Annotated in this window: 18 protein-coding genes; 16 read left to right on the forward strand and 2 right to left on the reverse strand. The window is 70.9% G+C overall.

The annotated features are described in order from the left end of the window. Positions 1-61: 61 nt before the first annotated feature. Together uvrA and B6R96_RS37355 are read left to right on the forward strand one after the other, a co-directional pair. Entirely contained in the window at positions 62-3,058 is a 2,997-nt protein-coding gene (uvrA, locus tag B6R96_RS26480; protein ID WP_081523834.1) for an excinuclease ABC subunit UvrA, read from the forward strand. Positions 3,059-3,177: 119 nt separating this feature from the next. Continuing rightward, on the forward strand, positions 3,178-3,315 hold the full coding sequence (locus B6R96_RS37355) for a hypothetical protein (RefSeq protein ID WP_159396371.1): 138 nt from the start codon (positions 3,178-3,180) through the stop codon (positions 3,313-3,315). On the opposite strand, the gene B6R96_RS26485 is transcribed toward B6R96_RS37355, so the two are convergent. Then, positions 3,305-4,189, reverse strand: a complete 885-nt coding sequence (locus B6R96_RS26485) for a carbohydrate kinase family protein (protein WP_030388935.1) — start codon at positions 4,187-4,189, stop codon at positions 3,305-3,307. The genes B6R96_RS37355 and B6R96_RS26485 overlap by 11 nt on opposite strands. 162 nt (positions 4,190-4,351) lie before the next feature. Here B6R96_RS26485 and B6R96_RS26490 point away from each other — a divergent pair, with 162 nt between their 5' ends. Beyond that, positions 4,352-4,783 (forward strand): Rieske (2Fe-2S) protein, encoded by a 432-nt coding sequence (locus tag B6R96_RS26490; protein WP_030388934.1) that lies wholly within the window; start codon positions 4,352-4,354, stop codon positions 4,781-4,783. 21 nt (positions 4,784-4,804) lie between these two features. Here B6R96_RS26490 and B6R96_RS26495 read toward each other — a convergent pair whose 3' ends face one another. Further along, complete coding sequence (locus tag B6R96_RS26495) at positions 4,805-5,737, reverse strand: hypothetical protein (RefSeq protein ID WP_081523835.1); 933 nt, start codon at positions 5,735-5,737, stop codon at positions 4,805-4,807. 229 nt (positions 5,738-5,966) lie between these two features. Between B6R96_RS26495 and B6R96_RS26500 the strand changes: the two genes are divergently transcribed. From B6R96_RS26500 to pgi, 13 genes are all read left to right on the forward strand, one after another. Next, entirely contained in the window at positions 5,967-6,575 is a 609-nt protein-coding gene (locus B6R96_RS26500) for a papain-like cysteine protease family protein (protein WP_030388932.1), read from the forward strand. Between the two features lie 5 nt (positions 6,576-6,580). Continuing rightward, a complete protein-coding gene (locus B6R96_RS26505) occupies positions 6,581-7,372 on the forward strand; it encodes a hypothetical protein (RefSeq protein ID WP_081525271.1) in 792 nt (263 codons plus the stop codon). Positions 7,373-7,560: 188 nt separating this feature from the next. After that, the gene (uvrC, locus tag B6R96_RS26510; RefSeq protein WP_081523836.1) at positions 7,561-9,570 is read left to right on the forward strand and encodes an excinuclease ABC subunit UvrC; all 2,010 of its coding nucleotides are present in this window, start codon (positions 7,561-7,563) and stop codon (positions 9,568-9,570) included. Next, positions 9,567-10,514 (forward strand): RNase adapter RapZ, encoded by a 948-nt coding sequence (gene rapZ, locus B6R96_RS26515; protein ID WP_030388929.1) that lies wholly within the window; start codon positions 9,567-9,569, stop codon positions 10,512-10,514. The genes uvrC and rapZ overlap by 4 nt, the downstream gene beginning before the upstream one ends. Next, entirely contained in the window at positions 10,511-11,575 is a 1,065-nt protein-coding gene (locus tag B6R96_RS26520; RefSeq protein ID WP_030388928.1) for a gluconeogenesis factor YvcK family protein, read from the forward strand. Before rapZ ends, B6R96_RS26520 begins: the two co-directional genes overlap by 4 nt. After that, entirely contained in the window at positions 11,566-12,561 is a 996-nt protein-coding gene (whiA, locus tag B6R96_RS26525; protein ID WP_030009075.1) for a DNA-binding protein WhiA, read from the forward strand. Before B6R96_RS26520 ends, whiA begins: the two co-directional genes overlap by 10 nt. Before the next feature lie 153 nt (positions 12,562-12,714). Beyond that, positions 12,715-15,675 carry a M14 family metallopeptidase gene (locus B6R96_RS26530; protein WP_081523837.1) on the forward strand — a complete coding sequence of 987 codons (2,961 nt, stop codon included), beginning with the start codon at positions 12,715-12,717 and terminating at the stop codon, positions 15,673-15,675. A 208-nt stretch (positions 15,676-15,883) separates the two neighbouring features. After that, the gene (gap, locus tag B6R96_RS26535; RefSeq protein ID WP_081523838.1) at positions 15,884-16,891 is read left to right on the forward strand and encodes a type I glyceraldehyde-3-phosphate dehydrogenase; all 1,008 of its coding nucleotides are present in this window, start codon (positions 15,884-15,886) and stop codon (positions 16,889-16,891) included. A gap of 131 nt (positions 16,892-17,022) precedes the next feature. Next, positions 17,023-18,237, forward strand: a complete 1,215-nt coding sequence (locus B6R96_RS26540; protein ID WP_081523839.1) for a phosphoglycerate kinase — start codon at positions 17,023-17,025, stop codon at positions 18,235-18,237. 6 nt (positions 18,238-18,243) lie between these two features. Continuing rightward, positions 18,244-19,020, forward strand: a complete 777-nt coding sequence (gene tpiA, locus B6R96_RS26545) for a triose-phosphate isomerase (RefSeq protein ID WP_030388925.1) — start codon at positions 18,244-18,246, stop codon at positions 19,018-19,020. Between the two features lie 129 nt (positions 19,021-19,149). After that, positions 19,150-19,380, forward strand: coding sequence for a preprotein translocase subunit SecG (gene secG / locus B6R96_RS26550; RefSeq protein WP_030388924.1), 231 nt, complete (start codon positions 19,150-19,152; stop codon positions 19,378-19,380). Between the two features lie 181 nt (positions 19,381-19,561). Further along, a complete protein-coding gene (locus tag B6R96_RS26555) occupies positions 19,562-19,897 on the forward strand; it encodes an RNA polymerase-binding protein RbpA (protein ID WP_010352468.1) in 336 nt (111 codons plus the stop codon). Positions 19,898-20,060: 163 nt separating this feature from the next. After that, positions 20,061-21,767: a glucose-6-phosphate isomerase gene (pgi, locus tag B6R96_RS26560; RefSeq protein WP_081525272.1), complete on the forward strand. Its 1,707-nt coding sequence runs from the start codon at positions 20,061-20,063 to the stop codon at positions 21,765-21,767. Positions 21,768-21,813 lie beyond the last annotated feature (46 nt).

Raw genomic sequence — 21,813 nt, forward strand, 5'->3', positions numbered from 1 at the left:
CCCCCCATACCCTGGGACGGGGGCCCGTGCCCCCGCTCTCTCAAGAAAGGTGCGGACCGGCGTGACCGACCGTCTCATCGTTCGTGGCGCTCGCGAGCACAACCTGAAGAACGTCTCGCTCGACCTGCCCCGCGACTCACTCATCGTCTTCACCGGACTCTCCGGGTCGGGCAAGTCCTCCCTGGCCTTCGACACGATCTTCGCCGAGGGCCAGCGCCGCTACGTCGAGTCGCTCTCGTCGTACGCCCGCCAGTTCCTCGGGCAGATGGACAAGCCCGACGTCGACTTCATCGAGGGCCTCTCCCCGGCCGTCTCGATCGACCAGAAGTCGACCTCGCGCAACCCGCGCTCCACCGTGGGCACCATCACCGAGGTCTATGACTACCTGCGCCTGCTCTTCGCCCGGATCGGCAAGCCGCACTGCCCCGAGTGCCGCCGGCCCATCTCGCGCCAGTCGCCGCAGGCGATCGTCGACAAGGTGCTCGCGCTCCCCGAGGGCAGCCGCTTCCAGGTGCTCTCGCCGCTGGTGCGCGAGCGCAAGGGCGAGTTCGTCGACCTCTTCTCCGACCTCCAGACCAAGGGCTACAGCCGGGCGCGGGTGGACGGGGAGACCATCCAGCTCTCCGAGCCGCCCACGCTGAAGAAGCAGGAGAAGCACACCATCGAGGTGGTCATCGACCGCCTCACCGTCAAGGAGAGCGCCAAGCGCCGGCTCACGGACTCCGTGGAGACCGCCCTCGGCCTGTCCGGCGGCATGGTGATCCTGGATTTCGTCGACCTCGCCGAGGACGACCCCGAGCGTGAGCGGATGTATTCCGAGCACCTCTACTGCCCGTACGACGACCTGTCCTTCGAGGAGCTGGAGCCGCGCTCCTTCTCCTTCAACTCGCCCTTCGGAGCCTGCCCCGAGTGCACCGGTATCGGTACGCGCATGGAGGTGGACCCGGAGCTGATCATTCCGGACGAGGACAAGTCCCTGGACGAGGGCGCGGTCTCGCCGTGGTCGCTCGGCCACACCAAGGACTACTTCCAGCGGCTGATCGGCGCGCTCGCCGAGGAGCTCGGATTCCGGACCGACATCGCGTGGGCCGGGCTGCCGGTGCGCGCGAAGAAGGCCCTGCTGTACGGGCACAAGACGCAGATCGAGGTCCGCTACCGCAACCGGTACGGCCGGGAGCGCGCCTACACCACGGCCTTCGAGGGCGCCGTGCCGTTCGTCAAGCGGCGGCACGCGGAGTCGGAGAGCGACGCCAGCCGCGAGCGCTTCGAGGGCTACATGCGTGAGGTGCCCTGCCCGACCTGTGAGGGCACCCGCCTCAAGCCGATCGTGCTCGCGGTGACGGTGATGGAGAAGTCCATCGCCGAGGTCGCCGCCATGTCGATCAGCGAGTGCGCGGACTTCCTGGGGCGGATGCGCCTCGACGCCCGCGACAAGAAGATCGCCGAGCGGGTCCTGAAGGAGGTCAACGAGCGGCTCCGCTTCCTCGTGGACGTCGGTCTCGACTACCTCTCCCTCAACCGGGCCGCCGGCACCCTGTCCGGTGGCGAGGCCCAGCGCATCCGGCTCGCCACCCAGATCGGCTCCGGCCTGGTCGGCGTGCTCTACGTGCTGGACGAGCCCTCCATCGGTCTGCACCAGCGCGACAACCACCGGCTGATCGAGACCCTGGTGCGACTGCGGGACATGGGCAACACGCTCATCGTGGTCGAGCACGACGAGGACACCATCAAGGTGGCCGACTGGGTCGTCGACATCGGTCCCGGCGCGGGTGAGCACGGCGGCAAGGTGGTGCACAGCGGTTCGCTCAAGGAGCTGCTGAAGAACACCGAGTCGATGACCGGGCAGTACCTCTCGGGCAAGAAGTCCATCGAGATCCCGGACGTGCGCCGGCCCGTGAACGGCGAGCGCAAGCTGACCGTGCACGGCGCCAAGGAGAACAACCTGCGGGACATCGACGTGTCCTTCCCGCTGGGTGTGCTGACGGCCGTGACCGGCGTGTCGGGCTCGGGCAAGTCGACGCTGGTCAACGACATCCTCTACACGCACCTGGCCCGCGAGCTGAACGGCGCCCGCTCGGTGCCCGGGCGGCACACCCGGGTGGAGGGCGACGAGCTCGTCGACAAGGTCGTCCACGTCGACCAGTCGCCGATCGGCCGGACCCCGCGGTCCAACCCGGCGACGTACACGGGCGTCTTCGACCACGTGCGCAAGCTCTTCGCGGAGACCATGGAGGCGAAGGTGCGCGGCTACCTGCCGGGCCGCTTCTCCTTCAACGTGAAGGGCGGCCGGTGCGAGAACTGCGCCGGCGACGGCACGATCAAGATCGAGATGAACTTCCTGCCGGACGTCTACGTCCCCTGCGAGGTCTGCCACGGCGACCGGTACAACCGGGAGACGCTGGAGGTCCACTACAAGGGCAAGTCCATCGCGGAAGTGCTGAACATGCCGATCGAGGAGGCGCTGGGCTTCTTCGAGGCGGTGCCGACGATCGCGCGTCACCTCAAGACGCTCAACGAGGTCGGGCTGGGCTACGTCCGCCTCGGCCAGTCGGCACCGACCCTGTCGGGCGGTGAGGCGCAGCGCGTCAAGCTGGCCTCCGAGCTCCAGAAGCGCTCCACGGGCCGGACGGTCTACGTGCTGGACGAGCCGACCACGGGTCTGCACTTCGAGGACATCTCGAAGCTGATCAAGGTGCTGTCCGGGCTGGTGGACAAGGGGAACTCGGTGATCGTCATCGAGCACAACCTCGACGTCATCAAGACCGCGGACTGGGTCATCGACATGGGCCCCGAGGGCGGCTACGGCGGCGGTCTGGTGGTGGCCGAGGGCACCCCCGAGGCGGTGGCCTCGGTGGGCGCGAGCCACACCGGCAAGTTCCTGCGGGACATCCTGGGCGCGGACCGGGTCTCCGACGCGGGGGCGTCCCCGGTGCGGGCCACGGCGAAGAAGGCCCCGGCCAAGAAGGCCCCGGCGAAGAAGGCGGTGGCGACCAAGGCCGCCGCCGCGAAGAAGGCGGCCCCGGCCAAGAAGACGACGGCCCGGGCGCGCAAGGCGTAGCCGCCGCGCCGCGTTCGCGTCCGACGGGAGGGCCCGGCCGATGGCCGGGCCCTCCTGCGTCCGCCCGGGCGGCGGCGGCGCGAGCTCGAAGCCGGGCGGCTGCGGCCCGACGCCGATCCGTGGGCCGCGCGGCCCTGCTGCTCGGCGCCTGCTTCCAGCGGGCCTTCTTCCTGCACTTCTCCGGGGCGCATGTGGTCCAGCCCGTCGAGGAGTCCGCCCCGCCCGTGGCCCGGACCGGCTGGGCCGCTATCCGCTGAGCTCCGCCGCGTACGGAGGTTCCGCCCCCGCCCGGGTACAGGTCAGGGCCGCCGCATGGGCGGCGTGGGCCAGCACCTCCGGCCAGTCCACCGGCCCGCCCGGCCCGGCGGCGGTGAGCCGGTGCAGCAGGGCCGCGTTGACGGTGTCGCCCGCGCCGATCGTGTCCACCACCGCGACCGGGCGGGCCGCCGCCGAGTGCTGCGCGCCCTCCCGGGTCCAGACCGTCAGGCCCGCCGCGCCCCGGGTCAGCACCACCGCCGACGGTCCGGCCGCCAGCCAGTCCTCGACCCGGCCGCCCAGCCAGGCCGCGTCCTCCTCCGACAGCTTGAGGACGCTCGTGTGCGGCAGCAGCCGCTCCAGGAACCGGGCGCGGTACGCCGCCGGGTCCGCGATCAGCGCCGGCCGGATGTTGGGGTCCAGCAGGGTGAGCAGCCCGCGCCGGGACTCCCGGCGCAGCAGGGCCTCGTACGCGCTCGCGCCCGGTTCCAGGACCAGCGAGCAGGTGCCGAGCGCGAGGGCCCGTACCCCGTCCGGCAGGGCGGGCGGCAGCGTGAACAGCCGGTCCGCCGTGCCCTCGACGTAGAAGCCGTAGGAGGCCGAGCCGTCCGGGGCCAGCGAGGGCACGGCGAGCGTGGTGGGCTCCGGACCGCGCTGGACCAGCGACAGGTCCACCCCGGCCGCCCGCAGCCCGGCGAGCAGGCTCTCGCCGAAGCCGTCCGAGGAGACCCGCGAGCAGAAGGCCACCTCGGCGCCGAGCCGGCCGAGCGCGAGCGCGGTGTTGTACGGTCCGCCGCCCCGCCGGGGCAGCAGTGCGCCGGGCGGCCGTGCCGCGGGCACCAGGTCGATGAGGGCTTCTCCGCCGACGACGATCACGCGGGGGAAGCTACCTCATGGGGCGGCGGTATCGTCGGGTGGGCCGGTGCCCCCGTCGAGTACCGGCCCGGTCCGGTCCTGGCCGTGCACCCGCACACCGCACCGCACATCCGCACCGCACCGCACACCCGTGCCGCAGCCCCCGTAGCCCAGGAGAACCGCATGCCCGCGCCGCAGTCGCCCGCCCGCCGTACCGTCCTCAGGGGCGCCGCCGCGCTCGCCGGGGCTGCGGGCGCGGGAGCGGCCCTCGCGGCCTGTTCCACCGAGACCCACAGTGGGGGCAACACCCCCGCCACTCCCGCCGAGCCGGTGGACCTGGGCGCCGCGGCCGACGTCCCGGTGGGCGGCGCGAAGCTGTACCGGGAGAAGAAGCTGATCGTCAGCTGCCCGGCCGAGGGCCAGTACAAGGCGTTCAGCGCCCAGTGCACGCATGCCGGCTGCGTCCTGGACAAGATCGTCGAGGGCGAGGGGAACTGCCCCTGCCACGGCAGCCGTTTCGATGTGAACACCGGCAAGGTCCTGCGCGGCCCGGCCTCCGCGCCGCTGCCCGCCGTCCCGGTCCGGGCCGAGAACGGCAACCTCGTCGCCGGCTGACCGGGACGGCGGGCAGCGGGATCAGTCCCAGTCCCAGGCGATCCCGAGGATCCCGCGCCGCACCGACTGCTCCACCAGGTGCACCGCCCGATGCCGGCCGCTGGGCGTCAGGTCCACGAAGCCGGTGCGCGGGGCCTCGGGGCCGCCCCGCGCGAAACGCCGGCAGCGCACCGGCAGGGCCGCCTCGTCGAAGCCGACCTGGAGCATGTACTGGCCGCCGGCGTAACTGAACCCGCGCACGTACTCGCTGCTGCGGGCGCCCGTACCGTCCTCGACCACATAGCCGAAGACGTGGGTGTCCCCGCGCCGCAGCCGCGCGTCGAAGAGCAGTTCCGCGACCACCACCCCGGATTCCGGGTGGCACCGCACCCGGCCCGTGCGGCAGTTCTCGTACGCCGATACGCGGATCCGGGACACGTCGCAGCCCTGGTCGCCGTGGTGGACGGCGAGGTAGCGGTCGACCCCGTCCCGGTGCGCCCGGACGATCTGCTGCGACTCACGGACCCGCAGCTCCCCCGCCGCGCCGATGCGGACCCGCTCGTGGTGCCCGACCGAGTGCAGCCCGCCGTCCGGCGGGAGGTCCATTCCGTTCAGCAGCCGCTCCACCGTCCCGCCCATGCTGAACAGGGCCCGGTACGAGCGGGTGGTCGGTCGGGCGGGCCCGGGGCCGGCCTCGGGGGCGGCCAGCAGCCGCAGGAGGGCGCCGTCGGGCAGTTCCAGGATCCGCTCCAGGGCGCCGACCGCCCGCAGCGACTCGGGGTGACGCGGCCGCCGGGCACCCTGCTGCCAGTAACTGAGGCTGGTGACGCCGACCTTGATGCCCTGCGCCGCGAGCCGGTGCTGGACCCGGTGCAGGGGCAGTCCGCGCGCGGCGAGGGCGGCGCGCAGGGCGAGGTGGAAGGGGCCGCCGCGCAGCAACCGGCCGAGTTCCGCCGTGTCGCCGGTCGGTCGCATGGCGACTCCTCTGTGAACGTTCACACGGGCCGGTGCGGGGGATCGCGGTGGCGGCTCGGGGGGACCAGGTGACACGACAGCAACCGTTCACACCGCAGCCCCACCGTTCACACCGCAATGTCAACGCGTATTGAAGCGTGTTGACCTGATCGCGACAACTCCCTGATGCTCCTGAACAGCGTCCGGACGCGCTCCTCCACCCCCCAATCCCCACACTGGGAGGAACGCGATGCGCAACCGAAACCGGCGGCTTTCCCCAGCCGCCTCGCTCACCGCCGTGCTCACCGCCCTGCTGTTCGCCCTGCCCATCGGCACCGGCACCGCCGCCGCTGCCGATGCCGGCACCGACTCCGCCCTCGCCACCAAGCGCCTGAACATCACCATGCAGGCGCAGACGAAGACCAACTGGTGCTGGGCCGCCGGCGGCAACACCATCGCCACCTGGTTCGGCCGGAACTACAGCCAGAACCAGTTCTGCAACGCCGCCTTCAACCGCCAGCAGGGCAGCGAATGCCCCAACAACCAGGCCACCCTCGGCAACGTCCAGACCGGGCTGCGCTGGGCGGGCATCAACCCCGGCTCCTACGTCACCGGCTGGCTCCAGTACTCCACCGTCCAGACCGAGATCAACGCCAACCGGCCGATCGAGACCCGGATCCAATGGTCCAACGGCGGCGGCCACATGCACGTCGTCTACGGCTACGACACCGCGAGCAACTGGGTCTACTGGGGCGACCCCTGGCCCTCCAGCGACCGCTACAACTGGGCCTCGCACGCCTGGTACGTCAACAACAACACCTTCTCCTGGACCCACTCGCTCTACCGGATCGGGGCGTGACCGCCATGACCCTGCGCGCCACCGCCGCAGCCGCGGTCCTCGCCGCCACCGCCCTCCTCGGCCCCGCCCCACTCGCGGCCGCGGCTCCCGGGGGCCCCGTGCCGCAGCCCGAGGCCGCCACCGCCGAAAACCGGGCCGCCGCCACACGGGCGGCCACCGCACCCGACACCCTCGCCACCCTCTCCCGCTTCTTCGCCCGGGAGGGCAAGGTCTCCCTCACGGCCGCGCAGCCCCGGATCGACGGCGAGGCGATACCCGTCAACCACCTGTCCCCGGAGTTCGTCGCGGGCAGAGCGGGCGCGCCGGTCGCCCGGCTGGAGTTCCTCGCCAGCAGGGCCGTCTCCTCCGACGGGCAGCAGGCCGCGCTGTGGACGGCGCGCACGGAGGCCGGCTGGCAGGTCGTGAACATCGCCACCGGCGACGACGAGTTCCGCTACGCCCGGCTGGGTGCAGAGAAACTGCCCGGGGGAACGGTGTTCCGGGAACCGCAGATCGACGCCTGGTACGTGACCGGGGGCAGCAGGGTGCTGCCGCTGGACGAGGACGCGGAACGGGCCGTGGGCGCCGGGGGTACGAGCCTGGCCGCCTACCGGGCCCGGGTGACCGGGGCGTACGGGGACAAGCTCCCCGGCTCCCCTTACGCCGCGCGCGGCACGGCCGGCGGCTACGCCGAAGCCCCGGCCGGGGGTGACGGGACTCCGGTCGCGGCGGTGACCGGCGGCGCCGGTGCGCTCGCCGCGCTGGGCGGGGGCGGTGTGCTGGTCGCCCTGCGGCGCCGTCGGGCCGCCCGGGCTTAGCCCGTCGGGGGCTCCGCCCCCGGACCCCCGCGCCTCAAACGCCGGCGGGGCTGTATTTCAGCCCGTCCGGCGTTTGAGGACCGGGTCCGGGCGGAGCCCGGGGAGCTCGCGCGGCAGGCGCCCCGGATCCGCGCACCGGGACGGAGGCCTACCGTCCGTTGTCGGTGGGCGCAAGTAGGGTGGTTGGCATGGCCGACCCTTCCAGCTACCGTCCCGAGCCGGGACAGATCCCTGACTCCCCGGGGGTCTACAAGTTCCGCGACGAGCACCGCCGGGTGATCTACGTCGGGAAGGCCAAGAGCCTGCGCCAGCGCCTGGCCAGCTACTTCCAGGACCTCGCCGGCCTGCATCCCCGTACCGCCACGATGGTGACCACGGCCGCCTCCGTCGAGTGGACCGTGGTCTCCACCGAGGTCGAGGCGCTCCAGCTGGAATACTCGTGGATCAAGGAGTTCGACCCCCGGTTCAACGTCAAGTACCGGGACGACAAGAGCTACCCCTCCCTCGCCGTCACCCTCAATGAGGAGTACCCGCGGGTCCAGGTCATGCGGGGGCCCAAGAAGAAGGGCGTGCGCTACTTCGGGCCCTACGGACACGCCTGGGCGATCCGCGAGACCGTCGACCTGATGCTCCGGGTGTTCCCGGTCCGGACCTGCTCCGCCGGCGTGTTCAAGCGTTCCGCCCAGATCGGCCGGCCCTGCCTGCTCGGCTACATCGGCAAGTGCTCCGCCCCCTGCGTCGGCCGGGTCACCCCCGAGGAGCACCGCGAACTGGCCGAGGACTTCTGCGACTTCATGGCCGGCCGCACCGGCACCTACCTCTCCCGGCTGGAGAAGGAGATGCACGCGGCGGCCGAGGACATGGAGTACGAGAAGGCCGCCCGGCTGCGCGACGACATCGGGGCACTGCGCCGGGCCATGGAGAAGAACGCCGTGGTGCTCGCCGACGCCACCGACGCCGACCTGATCGCCGTCGCCGAGGACGAGCTCGAAGCCGCCGTGCAGATCTTCCACGTCCGCGGCGGCCGGGTCCGCGGCCAGCGCGGCTGGGTCACCGACAAGGTCGAGGCCGTCGACACGGCCGGACTCGTCGAGCACGCCCTCCAGCAGCTGTACGGCGAGGAGAAGGGCGAGGCCGTGCCCAAGGAGGTGCTGGTCCCGGCGCTCCCCGAGGACACGCCGGTGCTGAGCCAGTGGCTCGCCGACCGGCGGGGGTCCCAGGTCAGCCTGCGGATACCGCAGCGCGGCGACAAGAAGGCCCTCATGGAGACCGTCCACCGCAACGCGCTCCAGTCCCTCGCCCTGCACAAGACCAAGCGCGCCAGCGACCTCACCACGCGCTCCCGGGCCCTGGAGGAGATCGCCGCAGCCCTGGACCTCGACAGCGCCCCGCTGCGCATCGAGTGCTTCGACATCTCCCACCTCCAGGGCGACGACGTCGTCGCGTCGATGGTCGTCTTCGAGGACGGCCTGGCCCGCAAGAGCGAGTACCGGCGCTTCCAGATCAAGTCCTTCGAGGGGCAGGACGACGTCCGCTCCATGCACGAGGTGGTGTCCCGGCGCTTCCGCCGCTATCTCCAGGAGAAGCTCAGGACGGGGGAGTGGGACCCCGAGGACGGCGACGGGGAGGTGCCCGAGGACGACGGGAAGCCCAAGCGCTTCGCGTACCCGCCCCAGCTCGTCGTGGTCGACGGCGGGCAGCCGCAGGTCGCCGCCGCCAAGCGGGCCCTGGAGGAGCTCGGGATCGACGACGTCGCCGTGTGCGGCCTGGCCAAGCGGCTGGAGGAGGTCTGGGTGCCCGGCGAGGACGACCCGGTCGTGCTCCCGCGCACCAGCGAGGGGCTCTACCTGCTCCAGCGGGTGCGTGACGAAGCCCACCGGTTCGCCATCCAGTACCAGCGCAACAAGCGCGGCAAGCGCCTGAAATCCGGGCCCCTGGACGAGGTGCCCGGCCTCGGCGAGAGCCGCAAGCAGGCCCTGATCAAGCACTTCGGTTCGGTGAAGAAGCTGAGACAGGCGACAATCGACCAGATCTGCGAGGTCCCGGGCATAGGCCGGAAGACGGCCGAGACCGTGGTCGCGGCCCTCGCCCGGGCGGTTCCCGCCGGTCCTGCCGTCAACACGGCCACAGGAGAGATCATTGAGGATGAGACCCCCGCGCCAGCGGGAGCATCGTCCGAACGGGGGACCGAGCAATGACCGAGCACGAGACCACGCACGACCGAGACGGAGCACAGGTGAGTACGGGCACGACAGCGGAGCCCGGCGAGACCGCCGAGGCGGCCATCCCCGAGCTGGTGATCATCTCCGGCATGTCCGGGGCCGGCCGCAGCACGGCGGCCAAGTGTCTGGAGGACCTCGGCTGGTTCGTCGTCGACAACCTCCCGCCGGCCCTGATCCCGACCATGGTGGAGCTCGGCGCACGCTCCCAGGGCAACGTGGCGCGCATCGCCGTCGTCGTGGACGTCCGCGGCCGCCAGTTCTTCGACGCCCTGCGCGAGTCCCTCGCCGACCTCGACAGCAAGGGCGTCACCCGCCGCATCGTCTTCCTGGAGTCCTCCGACGACGCGCTGGTCCGCCGCTTCGAGTCGGTCCGCCGCCCGCACCCGCTCCAGGGCGACGGGCGCATCACCGACGGCATCGCCGCCGAGCGAGACCTGCTGCGCGAGCTGCGCGGCGACGCCGACCTGGTGATCGACACCTCCAGCCTGAACGTGCACGAGCTGCGCGCCAAGATGGACGCCCAGTTCGCCGGGGACGAGGAGCCCGAGCTGCGGGCCACCGTCATGTCCTTCGGCTACAAGTACGGCCTCCCCGTCGACGCCGACCTGGTCGTCGACTGCCGCTTCATCCCCAACCCGCACTGGGTCCCGGAGCTGCGCCCCTTCACCGGGCTCAACGAGGAGGTGTCGGGGTACGTCTTCAGCCAGCCCGGCGCCAAGGAGTTCCTCGACCGCTACACCGAGCTGCTCCAGCTCATCGCCACCGGCTACCGCCGCGAGGGCAAGCGGTACGTGACCATCGCGGTCGGCTGCACGGGCGGCAAGCACCGCAGCGTGGCCATGTCCGAGAAGCTCGCCGCCCGCCTTGCCTCCGAGGGAGTCGAGACCGTCGTAGTCCACCGGGACATGGGGCGCGAGTGACCGCACGGACCCCGCGGCTGAGCCGCCTGCGCCGCCTCACCCCGGGACGGGGCGAGGACGGCGTGGGCCGCTCCGGCCGCTCCGGCCGCCGGCGCGGCGCCACGCCCAAGGTGGTGGCGCTCGGCGGCGGCCAGGGCCTGTCGGCCTCCCTCGCCGCCCTGCGCCGCATCACCGGTGACCTCACCGCCGTGGTCACCGTCGCCGACGACGGCGGATCCAGCGGCCGGCTCCGGGAGGAGCTCGGCGTGCTCCCGCCCGGCGACCTGCGCAAGGCGCTGGCCGCGCTGTGCGGGGACGACGACTGGGGCCAGACCTGGGCCCGGGTCATCCAGCACCGCTTCCAGTCCGAGGGCGACCTGCACGGGCACGCCGTCGGCAACCTGCTGATCGTCGCCCTGTGGGAACAGCTCGGCGATCCCGTCCAGGCCCTCGACCTGGTCGGCAAGCTGCTCGGGGCACAGGGCCGCGTCCTGCCGATGTCGGCGGTCCCGCTGGAGCTCCAGGCCCTGGTCAGGGGGCACGACCCGGCCCGCCCCGAGGACGTGGACACCGTCCGCGGGCAGGCCACGGTGGCGCTGACCCCGGGCGAGGTGCTCTCCGTACAGGTGGTGCCGAGCGACCCGCCGGCGGTGCCGGAGGCGGTCGCCGCGGTGCTGGACGCCGACTGGGTGGTGCTCGGCCCGGGGTCGTGGTTCTCCTCCGTCATTCCGCACCTGCTGGTGCCGGAACTGCTGGAAGCGCTGATGGAGACGAAGGCCCGGCGGGTCCTCTCGCTGAACCTCGCGCCGCAGCCCGGCGAAACAGAGGGCTTCTCTCCGCAGCGTCATTTGGAGGTTTTGGCCCGACACGCCCCTAAACTCGCCCTGGACGTGGTGCTGGCCGACGAGGCCGCCGTGCCCGACCGCGAGTCCCTCTCCGATGCCGCGAAACGCTTCGGTGCCGCGGTCGAGCTGGCTCCCGTGGCCAGGCAGGACGGTTCTCCGAAGCACGATCCGGAGCTGCTGGCCGCCGCGTACGACCGTATTTTTCGGATGCATGGAAGGATCGGCCCATGGCGATGACGCCTGCGGTGAAGGATGAGATCTCCCGCCTGCCCGTCACCCGCACCTGCTGCAGGAAGGCGGAGGTCTCGGCGATCCTTCGGTTCGCCGGCGGGCTGCACCTGGTGAGCGGCCGCATCGTCATCGAGGCGGAGCTGGATACCGGGATCGCCGCCAGACGTCTGCGCAAGGACATCCTGGAGATCTTCGGCCATTCCTCGGACCTGGTGGTGATGGCACCGGGCGGACTGCGCCGCGGCAGCCGCTACGTGGTCCGCGTCGTGGCCGGCGGTGACCAGCTGGCGCGCCAGACGGGCCTCGTGGACGGCCGCGGGCGCCCCATCCGGGGCCTTCCGCCGCAGGTGGTCTCCGGGGCCACCTGTGACGCCGAGGCGGCCTGGCGCGGCGCCTTCCTGGCCCACGGCTCGCTCACCGAGCCGGGCCGGTCGTCCTCCCTGGAGGTCACCTGCCCCGGCCCGGAAGCCGCCCTGGCCCTGGTGGGCGCCGCCCGCAGGCTGTCCATCGCCGCCAAGGCGCGCGAGGTCCGCGGCGTGGACCGGGTCGTCGTCCGCGACGGCGACGCGATCGGGGCCCTGCTGACGCGGCTCGGCGCGCACGAGTCGGTGCTGGCCTGGGAGGAGCGGCGGATGCGGCGCGAGGTGCGCGCCACCGCCAACCGCCTGGCCAACTTCGACGACGCCAACCTGCGCCGCTCGGCGCGGGCCGCGGTGGCCGCCGGAGCCCGCGTGCAGCGTGCGCTGGAGATCCTCGGCGAGGAGGTCCCCGAGCACCTGGCGGCGGCCGGCCGACTGCGCATGGAGCACAAGCAGGCCTCCCTGGAGGAGCTGGGCGCGCTCGCCGACCCGCCGCTGACCAAGGACGCGGTGGCCGGCCGGATCCGCCGCCTGCTGGCGATGGCCGACAAGCGGGCCCAGGACCTCGGCATCCCGGGCACCGAGTCGAACCTGGACCTCAGCGAGGAGATGGCCGACAACATGGCCGGCTGACCGGACCGGCAGCCCGCTTCCGGATTCGGCCGAAGGGGCCCGCGCGATCACTCGTGCGGGCCCCTTTGCCGCACGCCCCATTGACATGAGCATGGGCCGGTCTTGAGTCTGGCGTCCGAACGCTTTCGTGGCAGACGACGCCCAGGGGGGCACATGAGTCACCGCGCGAGATCGATCCTCGCCGCAAGCGCACTCGTCTTCGGAACCACACTCGCCGTGCTGCCCGCGGCGGCGCAGGCCCAGCCGGGACCCGGCGCCGCATCCGGCGCCGACGAGGTACGGGTCTACGACGCCGACATCACCCGGGAACAGGTCCCGCTCGTCCTCGCCGCCGGACAGGACGCGCACGAGCTCTCCGAGCGGGCCCCGGAGACCGGGACGGCCCGGGTGGAGCTGTTCCTCAGCGGCGCCCAGGCCGGGGAACTGGCCGCCCAGGGCGTCAAGCTGGCCGAGCGCAAGGTCCCCGCCCAGGGCCTGGCCCGCACCAAGGCCGCCGGCGACGGGGTGTTCCGCCCGTACAGCGGCAAGGGCGGCCTCCAGGAGGAGATCCTGCGGACCGCACAGGAGAACCCGGGACTCACCAAGGTCGTCTCCATCGGCAAGACCGTCCAGGGCAAGGACATCCTCGCCCTGAAGGTCGGCAAGAACGCCCGGAAGACCAAGGACGGCGACAAGCCGGCCGTGCTCTACATGTCCAACCAGCACGCCCGTGAGTGGATCACCCCCGAGATGACCCGGCGGCTGATGCACCACACGCTCGACAACTACGGCAAGGACCAGCGGATCACCAAGCTGGTGGACTCCAGCGAGCTGTGGTTCCTGCTTTCGGCCAATCCCGACGGGTACGACTACACGCACGCGGCCGACGGCCAGCGGCTGTGGCGCAAGAACCTGCGCGACAACGACGGCGACGGGAAGACCGGCCCCGGCGACGGCGTCGACCTGAACCGGAACTTCGCCTTCAAGTGGGGTTACGACAACGAGGGTTCCTCGCCGAACCGGGCGAGCGAGACCTATCGCGGCCCGAGCGCCTCCTCCGAGCCGGAGACCGCCGCCCTCGACCGCTTCCAGAAGCGCATCGGCTTCGAGTACGCGATCAACTACCACTCCGCGGCCGAGCTGCTCCTGTACGGCGTGGGCTGGCAGGTGGCCACCCCCACCCCCGACGACGTCGCGTACAAGGCGCTCGCCGGCACCCCGGAGAACCCGGCCGTCCCCGGCTACTACCCGCAGGTCTCCTCCGAGCTCTACACCACCAACGGCGAGGCCGACGGTCACGCCTCCAACGTCAACGGCATCATGATGTTCACGCCGGAGATGACCACCTGCCAGACCGCCTCGGCGAGCGACCCGAACGACCAGTGGAAGCCCGAGGACTGCGCCTCCGGCTTCAACTTCCCGGACGACGAGAAGCTCATCCAGGCCGAGTTCGCCAAGAACGTCCCCTTCGCCCTGTCGGTCGGCGAGAGCGCCGCCACCCCGGACCGCCCGAAGTCTTCGCTGGGGCTGAGCGCCGCGGACTTCACGCCGGACGCCTTCGCCACCTCCTACGCCGCCCGCGGCGAGGACCAGGCGGTCTCCGTCACGGCCCGCAAGGCGCTGAAGGACAAGGAACTGAAGTTCCGCATCAACGGCGGCCGCACGCACGACGAGGACCTGAAGCCCTGGAAGGGCGGCGAGGTCTACGGCGGCGACGACAACAACTGGTTCGACGAGTACCGCGCCGAGGTCGACGGCGCGAAGCCCGGCGACAAGGTCGAGGTCTGGTTCACCGGCCGCGACCGCTCCGGCAAGCAGGTCTCCAGCGAGCACTTCACGTACACGGTGGCCGAGCGGCCGCGCGCGGACGTCCTGGTGATCGCGGAAGAGGGGGCCAAGGCCCAGCACGCCCAGACCTACGTCGACGCCCTGCGCGCCAACGGCAGGTCCGCGGCGGTCTGGGACGTCGCCGTCCAGGGCGCCCCGGACCACCTGGGCGTCCTCTCCCACTTCGGTACGGTCGTCCACTACACCGGGGCCAAGACCCCCGGCGGCGAAACCCAGTTGGCCGTGCGCGACTTCCTGAACGAGGGCGGCAAGCTGATCGAGGCCGGTGAGCTCGCCGGCGGCAACGCCCAGGTCGGCCGCGCCGTGACCAACGACTTCAGCCAGTACTGGCTCGGCGCCTACAGCCGTACGAGCACCCCCGGAGCCACCGGCTTCGCCGGAGCCGGCGCCCTGAACGGGGCGCGGGGCAACGTCGGTGACGCCGCGGGCAACCCGCTCAACGCCCCCGGCGGGTACACCGTCACCTCCGACACCCTGGCGCCCGCCGCGTTCCCGCAGTTCAAGAGCGCCCAGGCGGGAGCCTTCACCGGGGTCGTCAACCCGTACGCCCCCTACGCCGGCTCCGGCATGGCCTCCGCCCTGCACACCGACGACGACTGGAAGCGCCTCGTCCGCACGATCGACCTCACCGGCGTCACCGCGGCCGACCAGCCGAAGCTCAAGCTGGCCCTCAACTGGAACACCGAGGAGGGCTACGACCACGCCGCCCTGGAGGGCCGGACCGCCGGCGGCGACGACTGGACCACGCTGCCGGAGCTGGGCGGCCTGACCAGCAACACCGTCCCGGAGGAGTGCGCGGCCGGATTCTTCCTGAACGGCCACCCGTTCCTGCGCCGCTACCTCACGCTCGACTCGGGCGGCTGCACCCCGCAGGGCACCAGCGGTCAGTGGAACAGCTTCACCGGTTCCTCCGGCGGCTGGAAGCAGGTCTCCTTCGACCTGAGCGCCTACGCGGGCCGGACCGTGGAGCTCTCGCTCTCCTACATCACCGACCCGGGCTCGGGCGGCCGCGGGGTCTTCGCGGACGACGCGCGCCTGTCCGTCAACGGCGCGGACCAGTCCGTCGAGGGATTCGAGACCTCGCTCGGCGCGTGGACCGCACAGGGTGCGCCTGCCGGAAGCCCGGAGGTCGCGGGCGACTGGTCCCGGACCGGCGAACTGTTCAAGTCCTATGCGGCCGTCACCACGCGTGACACCGTACTGCTGGGCTTCGGCCTGGAGCACATGCCGACCGCGGCGGACCGCGCGCTACTCGTCGGTAAGTCACTTCGCTCGCTGCACCGCTGATCAGAGCCCCGGTTCTCATTCACCCTGAGTGACCGGGGCCAAGGTCCCGAGGTCCCGTTCCACCGCGTCCGGAACGGGACCCCGGGGCGTGTCAGGCCCCGACCGATGTCACCCAAAAGCTCACGGAGAGGTAGGGTCGTAAGCGGTCGGGGACATCCCATACAGCTCGCCGGCGCTCTTACCGGCGCACCAACGAGGAGATCGGTTCGTGACGATCCGCGTAGGCATCAACGGTTTTGGTCGAATTGGCCGTAACTATTTCCGGGCGCTCCTGGAGCAGGGAGCGGACATCGAGATCGTCGGTGTCAACGACCTGACTGACAACGCGACCCTGGTGCATCTGCTCAAGTACGACACCATCCTGGGCCGACTCAAGGCCGAGGTCTCCCACACCGACGACAGCATCACCGTCGGCGGCCAGACCTTCAAGACCTTCGCCGAGCGTGACCCCGCCAACCTCCCCTGGGGTGAGCTGGGCGCCGACATCGTCATCGAGTCGACCGGCATCTTCACCAAGAAGGCCGACGCCGCCAAGCACATCGCCGCAGGCGCGAAGAAGGTCCTCATCTCGGCTCCGGCCAAGGACGAGGACATCACCATCGTGATGGGCGTCAACCACGACAAGTACGACGCGGCCAACCACCACGTCATCTCCAACGCCTCCTGCACCACCAACTGCGTGGCGCCGATGGCCAAGGTCCTCGACGAGAACTTCGGCATCGTCAAGGGCATGATGACGACGGTCCACGCGTACACGAACGACCAGCGCATCCTGGACTTCCCGCACTCGGACCTGCGTCGCGCCCGCGCCGCCGCCGAGAACATCATCCCGACCTCCACCGGTGCCGCCAAGGCCACCGCGCTGGTCCTCCCGCAGCTCAAGGGCAAGCTGGACGGCATCGCCATGCGCGTGCCGGTCCCGACGGGATCGGTCACCGACCTGGTCCTGGAGCTCGCCCGCGAGACCACGGTGGAAGAGATCAACGCGGCCTTCCAGAAGGCCTCGGAGGGGCAGCTCAAGGGCATCCTCGACTACACCGAGGACGCGATCGTCTCCTCCGACATCGTGAACTGGCCCGCGTCCTGCACCTTCGACTCCTCCCTGACCATGGTTCAGGACGGTACGCAGGTCAAGGTCGTCGGCTGGTACGACAACGAGTGGGGCTACTCCAACCGTCTCGTCGACCTCACCGTCTTCGTCGGCGGTCAGCTCTAAGAACGTAGGGCAAGGCACCACGATGTGAGCACAGGGTCCGAGCAGCGCAACGAAGCGCCGCACGGGCCCTGTTGCTTGCCTCGTTATTTCCTTCCTCGCCCTTCGAGTGAAGGCTAAAGGAGTAGAAATACATGAAGACGATCGATGAACTGCTCGCCGAAGGCGTCAAGGGCAAGCGGGTCTTCGTCCGCGCGGACCTGAACGTCCCGCTGGCCGAGGGCACCATCACCGACGACGGCCGCATCCGTGCCGTCCAGCCCACGATCGCGAAGCTCGCCGAGGCCGGCGCCCGCGTCATCGTGGCCTCGCACCTGGGCCGCCCGAAGGGCACCGGCGTGGAGCCGGCCTTCTCGCTCGCCCCGGCCGCCACCCGCCTCGGCGAACTGCTCGGTACGGACGTCGCGTTCGCCACCGACACTGTCGGCGCCTCCGCCAAGGCGACCGTCGCGGCCCTCACCGACGGCCAGGTCGCCGTCATCGAGAACCTGCGCTTCAACGCCGGTGAGACCGCCAAGGACGACGCCGAGCGCGCCGCCTTCGCGGACCAGCTCGCCGAGCTCGCCGACGTCTACGTGGGTGACGGCTTCGGCGCCGTGCACCGCAAGCACGCCTCGGTCTTCGACCTGCCCGCCCGCCTCCCGCACGCGGCCGGCTACCTCATCGCCACCGAGGTCGGCGTCCTGAAGAAGCTGACCGCCGAGGTCGAGCGCCCGTACGTGGTGGTCCTCGGCGGCGCCAAGGTCTCCGACAAGCTCGCCGTCATCGACGAGCTGCTCGGCAAGGCCGACCGCATCCTCATCGGCGGCGGCATGGCCTACACCTTCCTCTACGCCAAGGGCTACGAGGTCGGCATCTCCCTGCTCCAGAAGGACCAGGTGGACGTCGTCAAGGAGTACATGGCGCGCGCCGAGAAGCTGGGCGTCGAGCTGGTCCTCCCGGTCGACGTACTGGTCTCCGCGGAGTTCCCGGACCTCAAGGGCAAGACCCCGGCCGACTTCACGGTCGTCGACGCGGACAAGATCCCCGCCGACAAGGAGGGCCTGGACATCGGCCCCAAGACGCGTGAGCTGTACGCGTCGAAGATCGCCGATGCCAAGACCGTCTTCTGGAACGGTCCCGTGGGCGTCTTCGAGCACCCCGACTACGCCGACGGCACCAAGGCCATTGCCCAGGGCCTGCTCGACAGCAATGCCTTCACCGTCGTCGGCGGTGGCGACAGTGCCGCCGCGGTCCGCATCCTGGGCTTCGACGAGAATGCTTTCGGCCACATCTCGACCGGTGGCGGCGCCTCCCTCGAATACCTCGAGGGCAAGACGCTCCCCGGCCTCGCCGCCCTGGAGGGCTGAACCCGTATGACCACGCGCACCCCGCTCATGGCGGGCAACTGGAAGATGAACCTCAACCACCTCGAGGCCATCGCCCACGTCCAGAAGCTCGCCTTCGCCCTCGCAGACAAGGACTACGACGCCGTCGAGGTCGCGGTCCTGCCGCCCTTCGTCGACCTCCGGTCGGTCCAGACCCTCGTCGACGGCGACAAGCTGAAGATCAAGTACGGCGCCCAGGACATCTCGGCGCACGACTCCGGTGCCTACACCGGTGAGATCTCCGGCCCGATGCTCTCCAAGCTGAAGTGCACGTACGTGGCCGTCGGCCACAGCGAGCGCCGCCAGTACCACGGCGAGAACGAAGAGGTCTGCAACGCCAAGGTCAAGGCCGCCTTCAAGCACGGGATCACCCCGATCCTGTGCGTCGGCGAGGGCCTGGACGTCCGCAAGGCCGGCGGCCAGGTCGCGCACACGCTGGCCCAGGTCGACGGCGGCCTGAAGGACGTCCCGGCCGAGCAGGCCGAGTCCATCGTGATCGCCTACGAGCCCGTCTGGGCCATCGGGACCGGCGAGGTCGCCACCCCCGAGGATGCCCAGGAGGTCTGCGGGGCGATCCGCGGCCGCCTCGCCGAGCTGTACTCGCAGGAGCTGGCCGACAAGGTCCGCATCCAGTACGGCGGCTCCGTGAAGTCCGGGAACATCGCGGCGATCATGGCCCAGCCCGACGTCGACGGCGCCCTGATCGGCGGCGCGGCACTGGACGCGGACGAGTTCGTCAAGATCGTCCGCTTCCGCGACCAGTGAGTATGCGGTAGGGCGGATCCGTCGTACCCTTGCGGGGGCCAGGGGCTGAACCATCAGCCGCTGGCCCCCGCGCACATCTCGCAAAGCCGGAAAGCCCGAAAAGCCAGAAAGTAGGAATCAGCCGTGATTATGGGGTTCTCGATCGCCCTGATCGTCTTCAGCGCCCTGCTGATGCTGCTCGTGCTGATGCACAAGGGCAAGGGCGGCGGCCTCTCCGACATGTTCGGCGGCGGTATGCAGTCGTCGGTCGGCGGTTCCTCCGTCGCGGAGCGCAACCTGGACCGCATCACCGTGGTCGTGGGTCTGCTGTGGTTCGCGTGCATCGTCGCGCTCGGCCTGCTGATGAAGTCGAGCAGCTGACCGTTCTGGCCATTCCGGCAGTCCGGTCGGCATCACCCGGCCTACTATGAGGGTCGGCGTTCATGGCGTGGAATCAGTAACTCCGCTCATTGGACGTGCGTTGGGCCTTACGTAGACTTGGGCGCTCCGCGGCGGAAATCCACACACACTCCGCGGCACCATCACGCAGGGAGTTACGACCGTGGCAAGTGGCAACGCGATCCGTGGTAGCCGGGTCGGAGCGGGGCCGATGGGTGAGGCGGAGCGCGGCGAGTCCGCGCCCCGCCTGCGCATCTCCTTCTGGTGCTCGAACGGGCACGAGACGCAGCCGAGCTTCGCCAGCGACGCGCAGGTGCCGGACACCTGGGACTGCCCGCGCTGCGGGTTCCCGGCCGGCCAGGACCGGGACAACCCGCCCGCCCCGCCGCGCACCGAACCGTACAAGACGCACCTGGCGTACGTACGGGAACGGCGCTCGGACGCCGACGGCGAGGCGATCCTCGCCGAGGCGCTCGCCAAGCTCCGCGGCGAGATCTGAGACGGCCCGCAGCGACGGCCCGAAGCGTGTGACACGAGGCCCGGTGCCCCAGGAACTTCTCCTGTGGCACCGGGCCTCTTTGTGTGCGTTCTGCCGCTTGTGATCCCTTAAGTTGGAGAACGGCGGGGCACGACAGGACGGAAGAAGTGGGTTGATGTCCGAGATGAACGCAAATCAGGCCGCCGCGCGAAGCGCGTCAAGCGAGGGTGGTGGTGGGCGACGGGAGGGACGTACGAAGCTGAACCGGACGCCGGAGTGGCTCGCACTCGGCAAGCATCGGGAGGAGCTCGGGCAGACGCATCTGCGCGAGCTGTTCGAGGAGAACCCCGGCCGCGGCTCCGGCTACACCTTGCAGGTCGGTGACCTGCACATCGACTACTCGAAGCACCTCGTCACGGACGAGACGCTCACGCTGCTCCGCGAGCTGGCCGAGGCCACGGGCGTGGCCGAGCTGCGCGAGGCGATGTTCCGCGGCGAGAAGATCAACACGACCGAGGACCGGGCGGTGCTGCACACCGCCCTGCGCGCACCGGCCGACGCGGTCGTCGAGGTCGACGGCGAGAACGTCGTCCCCGGCGTGCACGCCGTCCTCGACAAGATGGCGGCCTTCTCCGACCGGATCAGGTCGGGGGAGTGGACCGGCTTCACCGGTAAGCGCATCAGGAACGTCGTCAACATCGGCATCGGCGGCTCCGACCTGGGCCCGGCCATGGCCTACGAGGCCCTGCGGGCCTTCGCCGACCGGGATCTGACGGTGCGGTTCGTCTCCAACGTCGACGGCGCGGACCTGCACGAGGCCGTGCGGGACCTGGACCCGGCCGAGACGCTGTTCATCATCGCCTCCAAGACCTTCACCACCATCGAGACCATCACCAACGCCACGTCGGCGCGCGGCTGGCTGCTCGCGGGGCTGGGCGGCGACCAGGCCGCCGTGGCACGGCACTTCGTGGCCCTGTCCACCAATGCCGAGAAGGTCACCGACTTCGGCATCGATCCGGCCAACATGTTCGAGTTCTGGGACTGGGTCGGCGGACGCTACTCCTTCGACTCGGCCATCGGCCTCTCCCTGATGATCGCGATCGGCCCGGCCGCCTTCCGGGAGATGCTCGGCGGCTTCCACGCCATGGACGAGCACTTCCGTACGGCGCCCGCCCATGAGAACGCCCCGCTGCTGATGGGCCTGTTGGGCATCTGGTACATCGCCTTCTTCGACGCCCAGTCGCACGCGGTGCTCCCCTACAGCCACTACCTCTCGCGTTTCACCGCGTACTTGCAGCAGCTCGACATGGAGTCCAACGGCAAGTCCGTGGACCGCGACGGCAATCCGGTGGAGTGGCAGACGGGCCCGGTGGTCTGGGGCACGCCCGGCACCAACGGGCAGCACGCCTACTACCAGCTGATCCACCAGGGCACGCGGGTGATCCCCGCGGACTTCATCGGCTTCGCCCGGCCGGTGGCGGAGCTGGAGGCGGCGACGGCGGCCCAGCACGACCTGCTGATGGCGAACTTCTTCGCCCAGACCCAGGCGCTGGCCTTCGGCAAGACGGCGGACGAGGTGCGCGCCGAGGGGGCCCCCGAGTCGCTGGTCCCGCACAAGACCTTCCACGGGAACCACCCGACGACCACCATCCTGGCCGAAGAGCTCACCCCGGCGGTGCTCGGCCAGCTGATCGCGCTCTACGAGCACAAGGTGTTCGTCCAGGGCGCGGTGTGGAACATCGACTCCTTCGACCAGTGGGGCGTCGAGCTCGGCAAGGTGCTCGCCAAGCGCGTCGAGCCCGCGCTGACCGAGGGGGCGGACGTGCCCGGTCTGGACGCTTCGACGAAGGCCCTGGTGGCCACGTACCGGAAGCTGCGCGGGCGCGGCTGACCCGGATGTGCGAAGGGCCCGCCTCCCGTGTCCGGGAGGCGGGCCC

Source organism: Streptomyces sp. Sge12 (assembly GCF_002080455.1).
Lineage (GTDB): Bacteria > Actinomycetota > Actinomycetes > Streptomycetales > Streptomycetaceae > Streptomyces.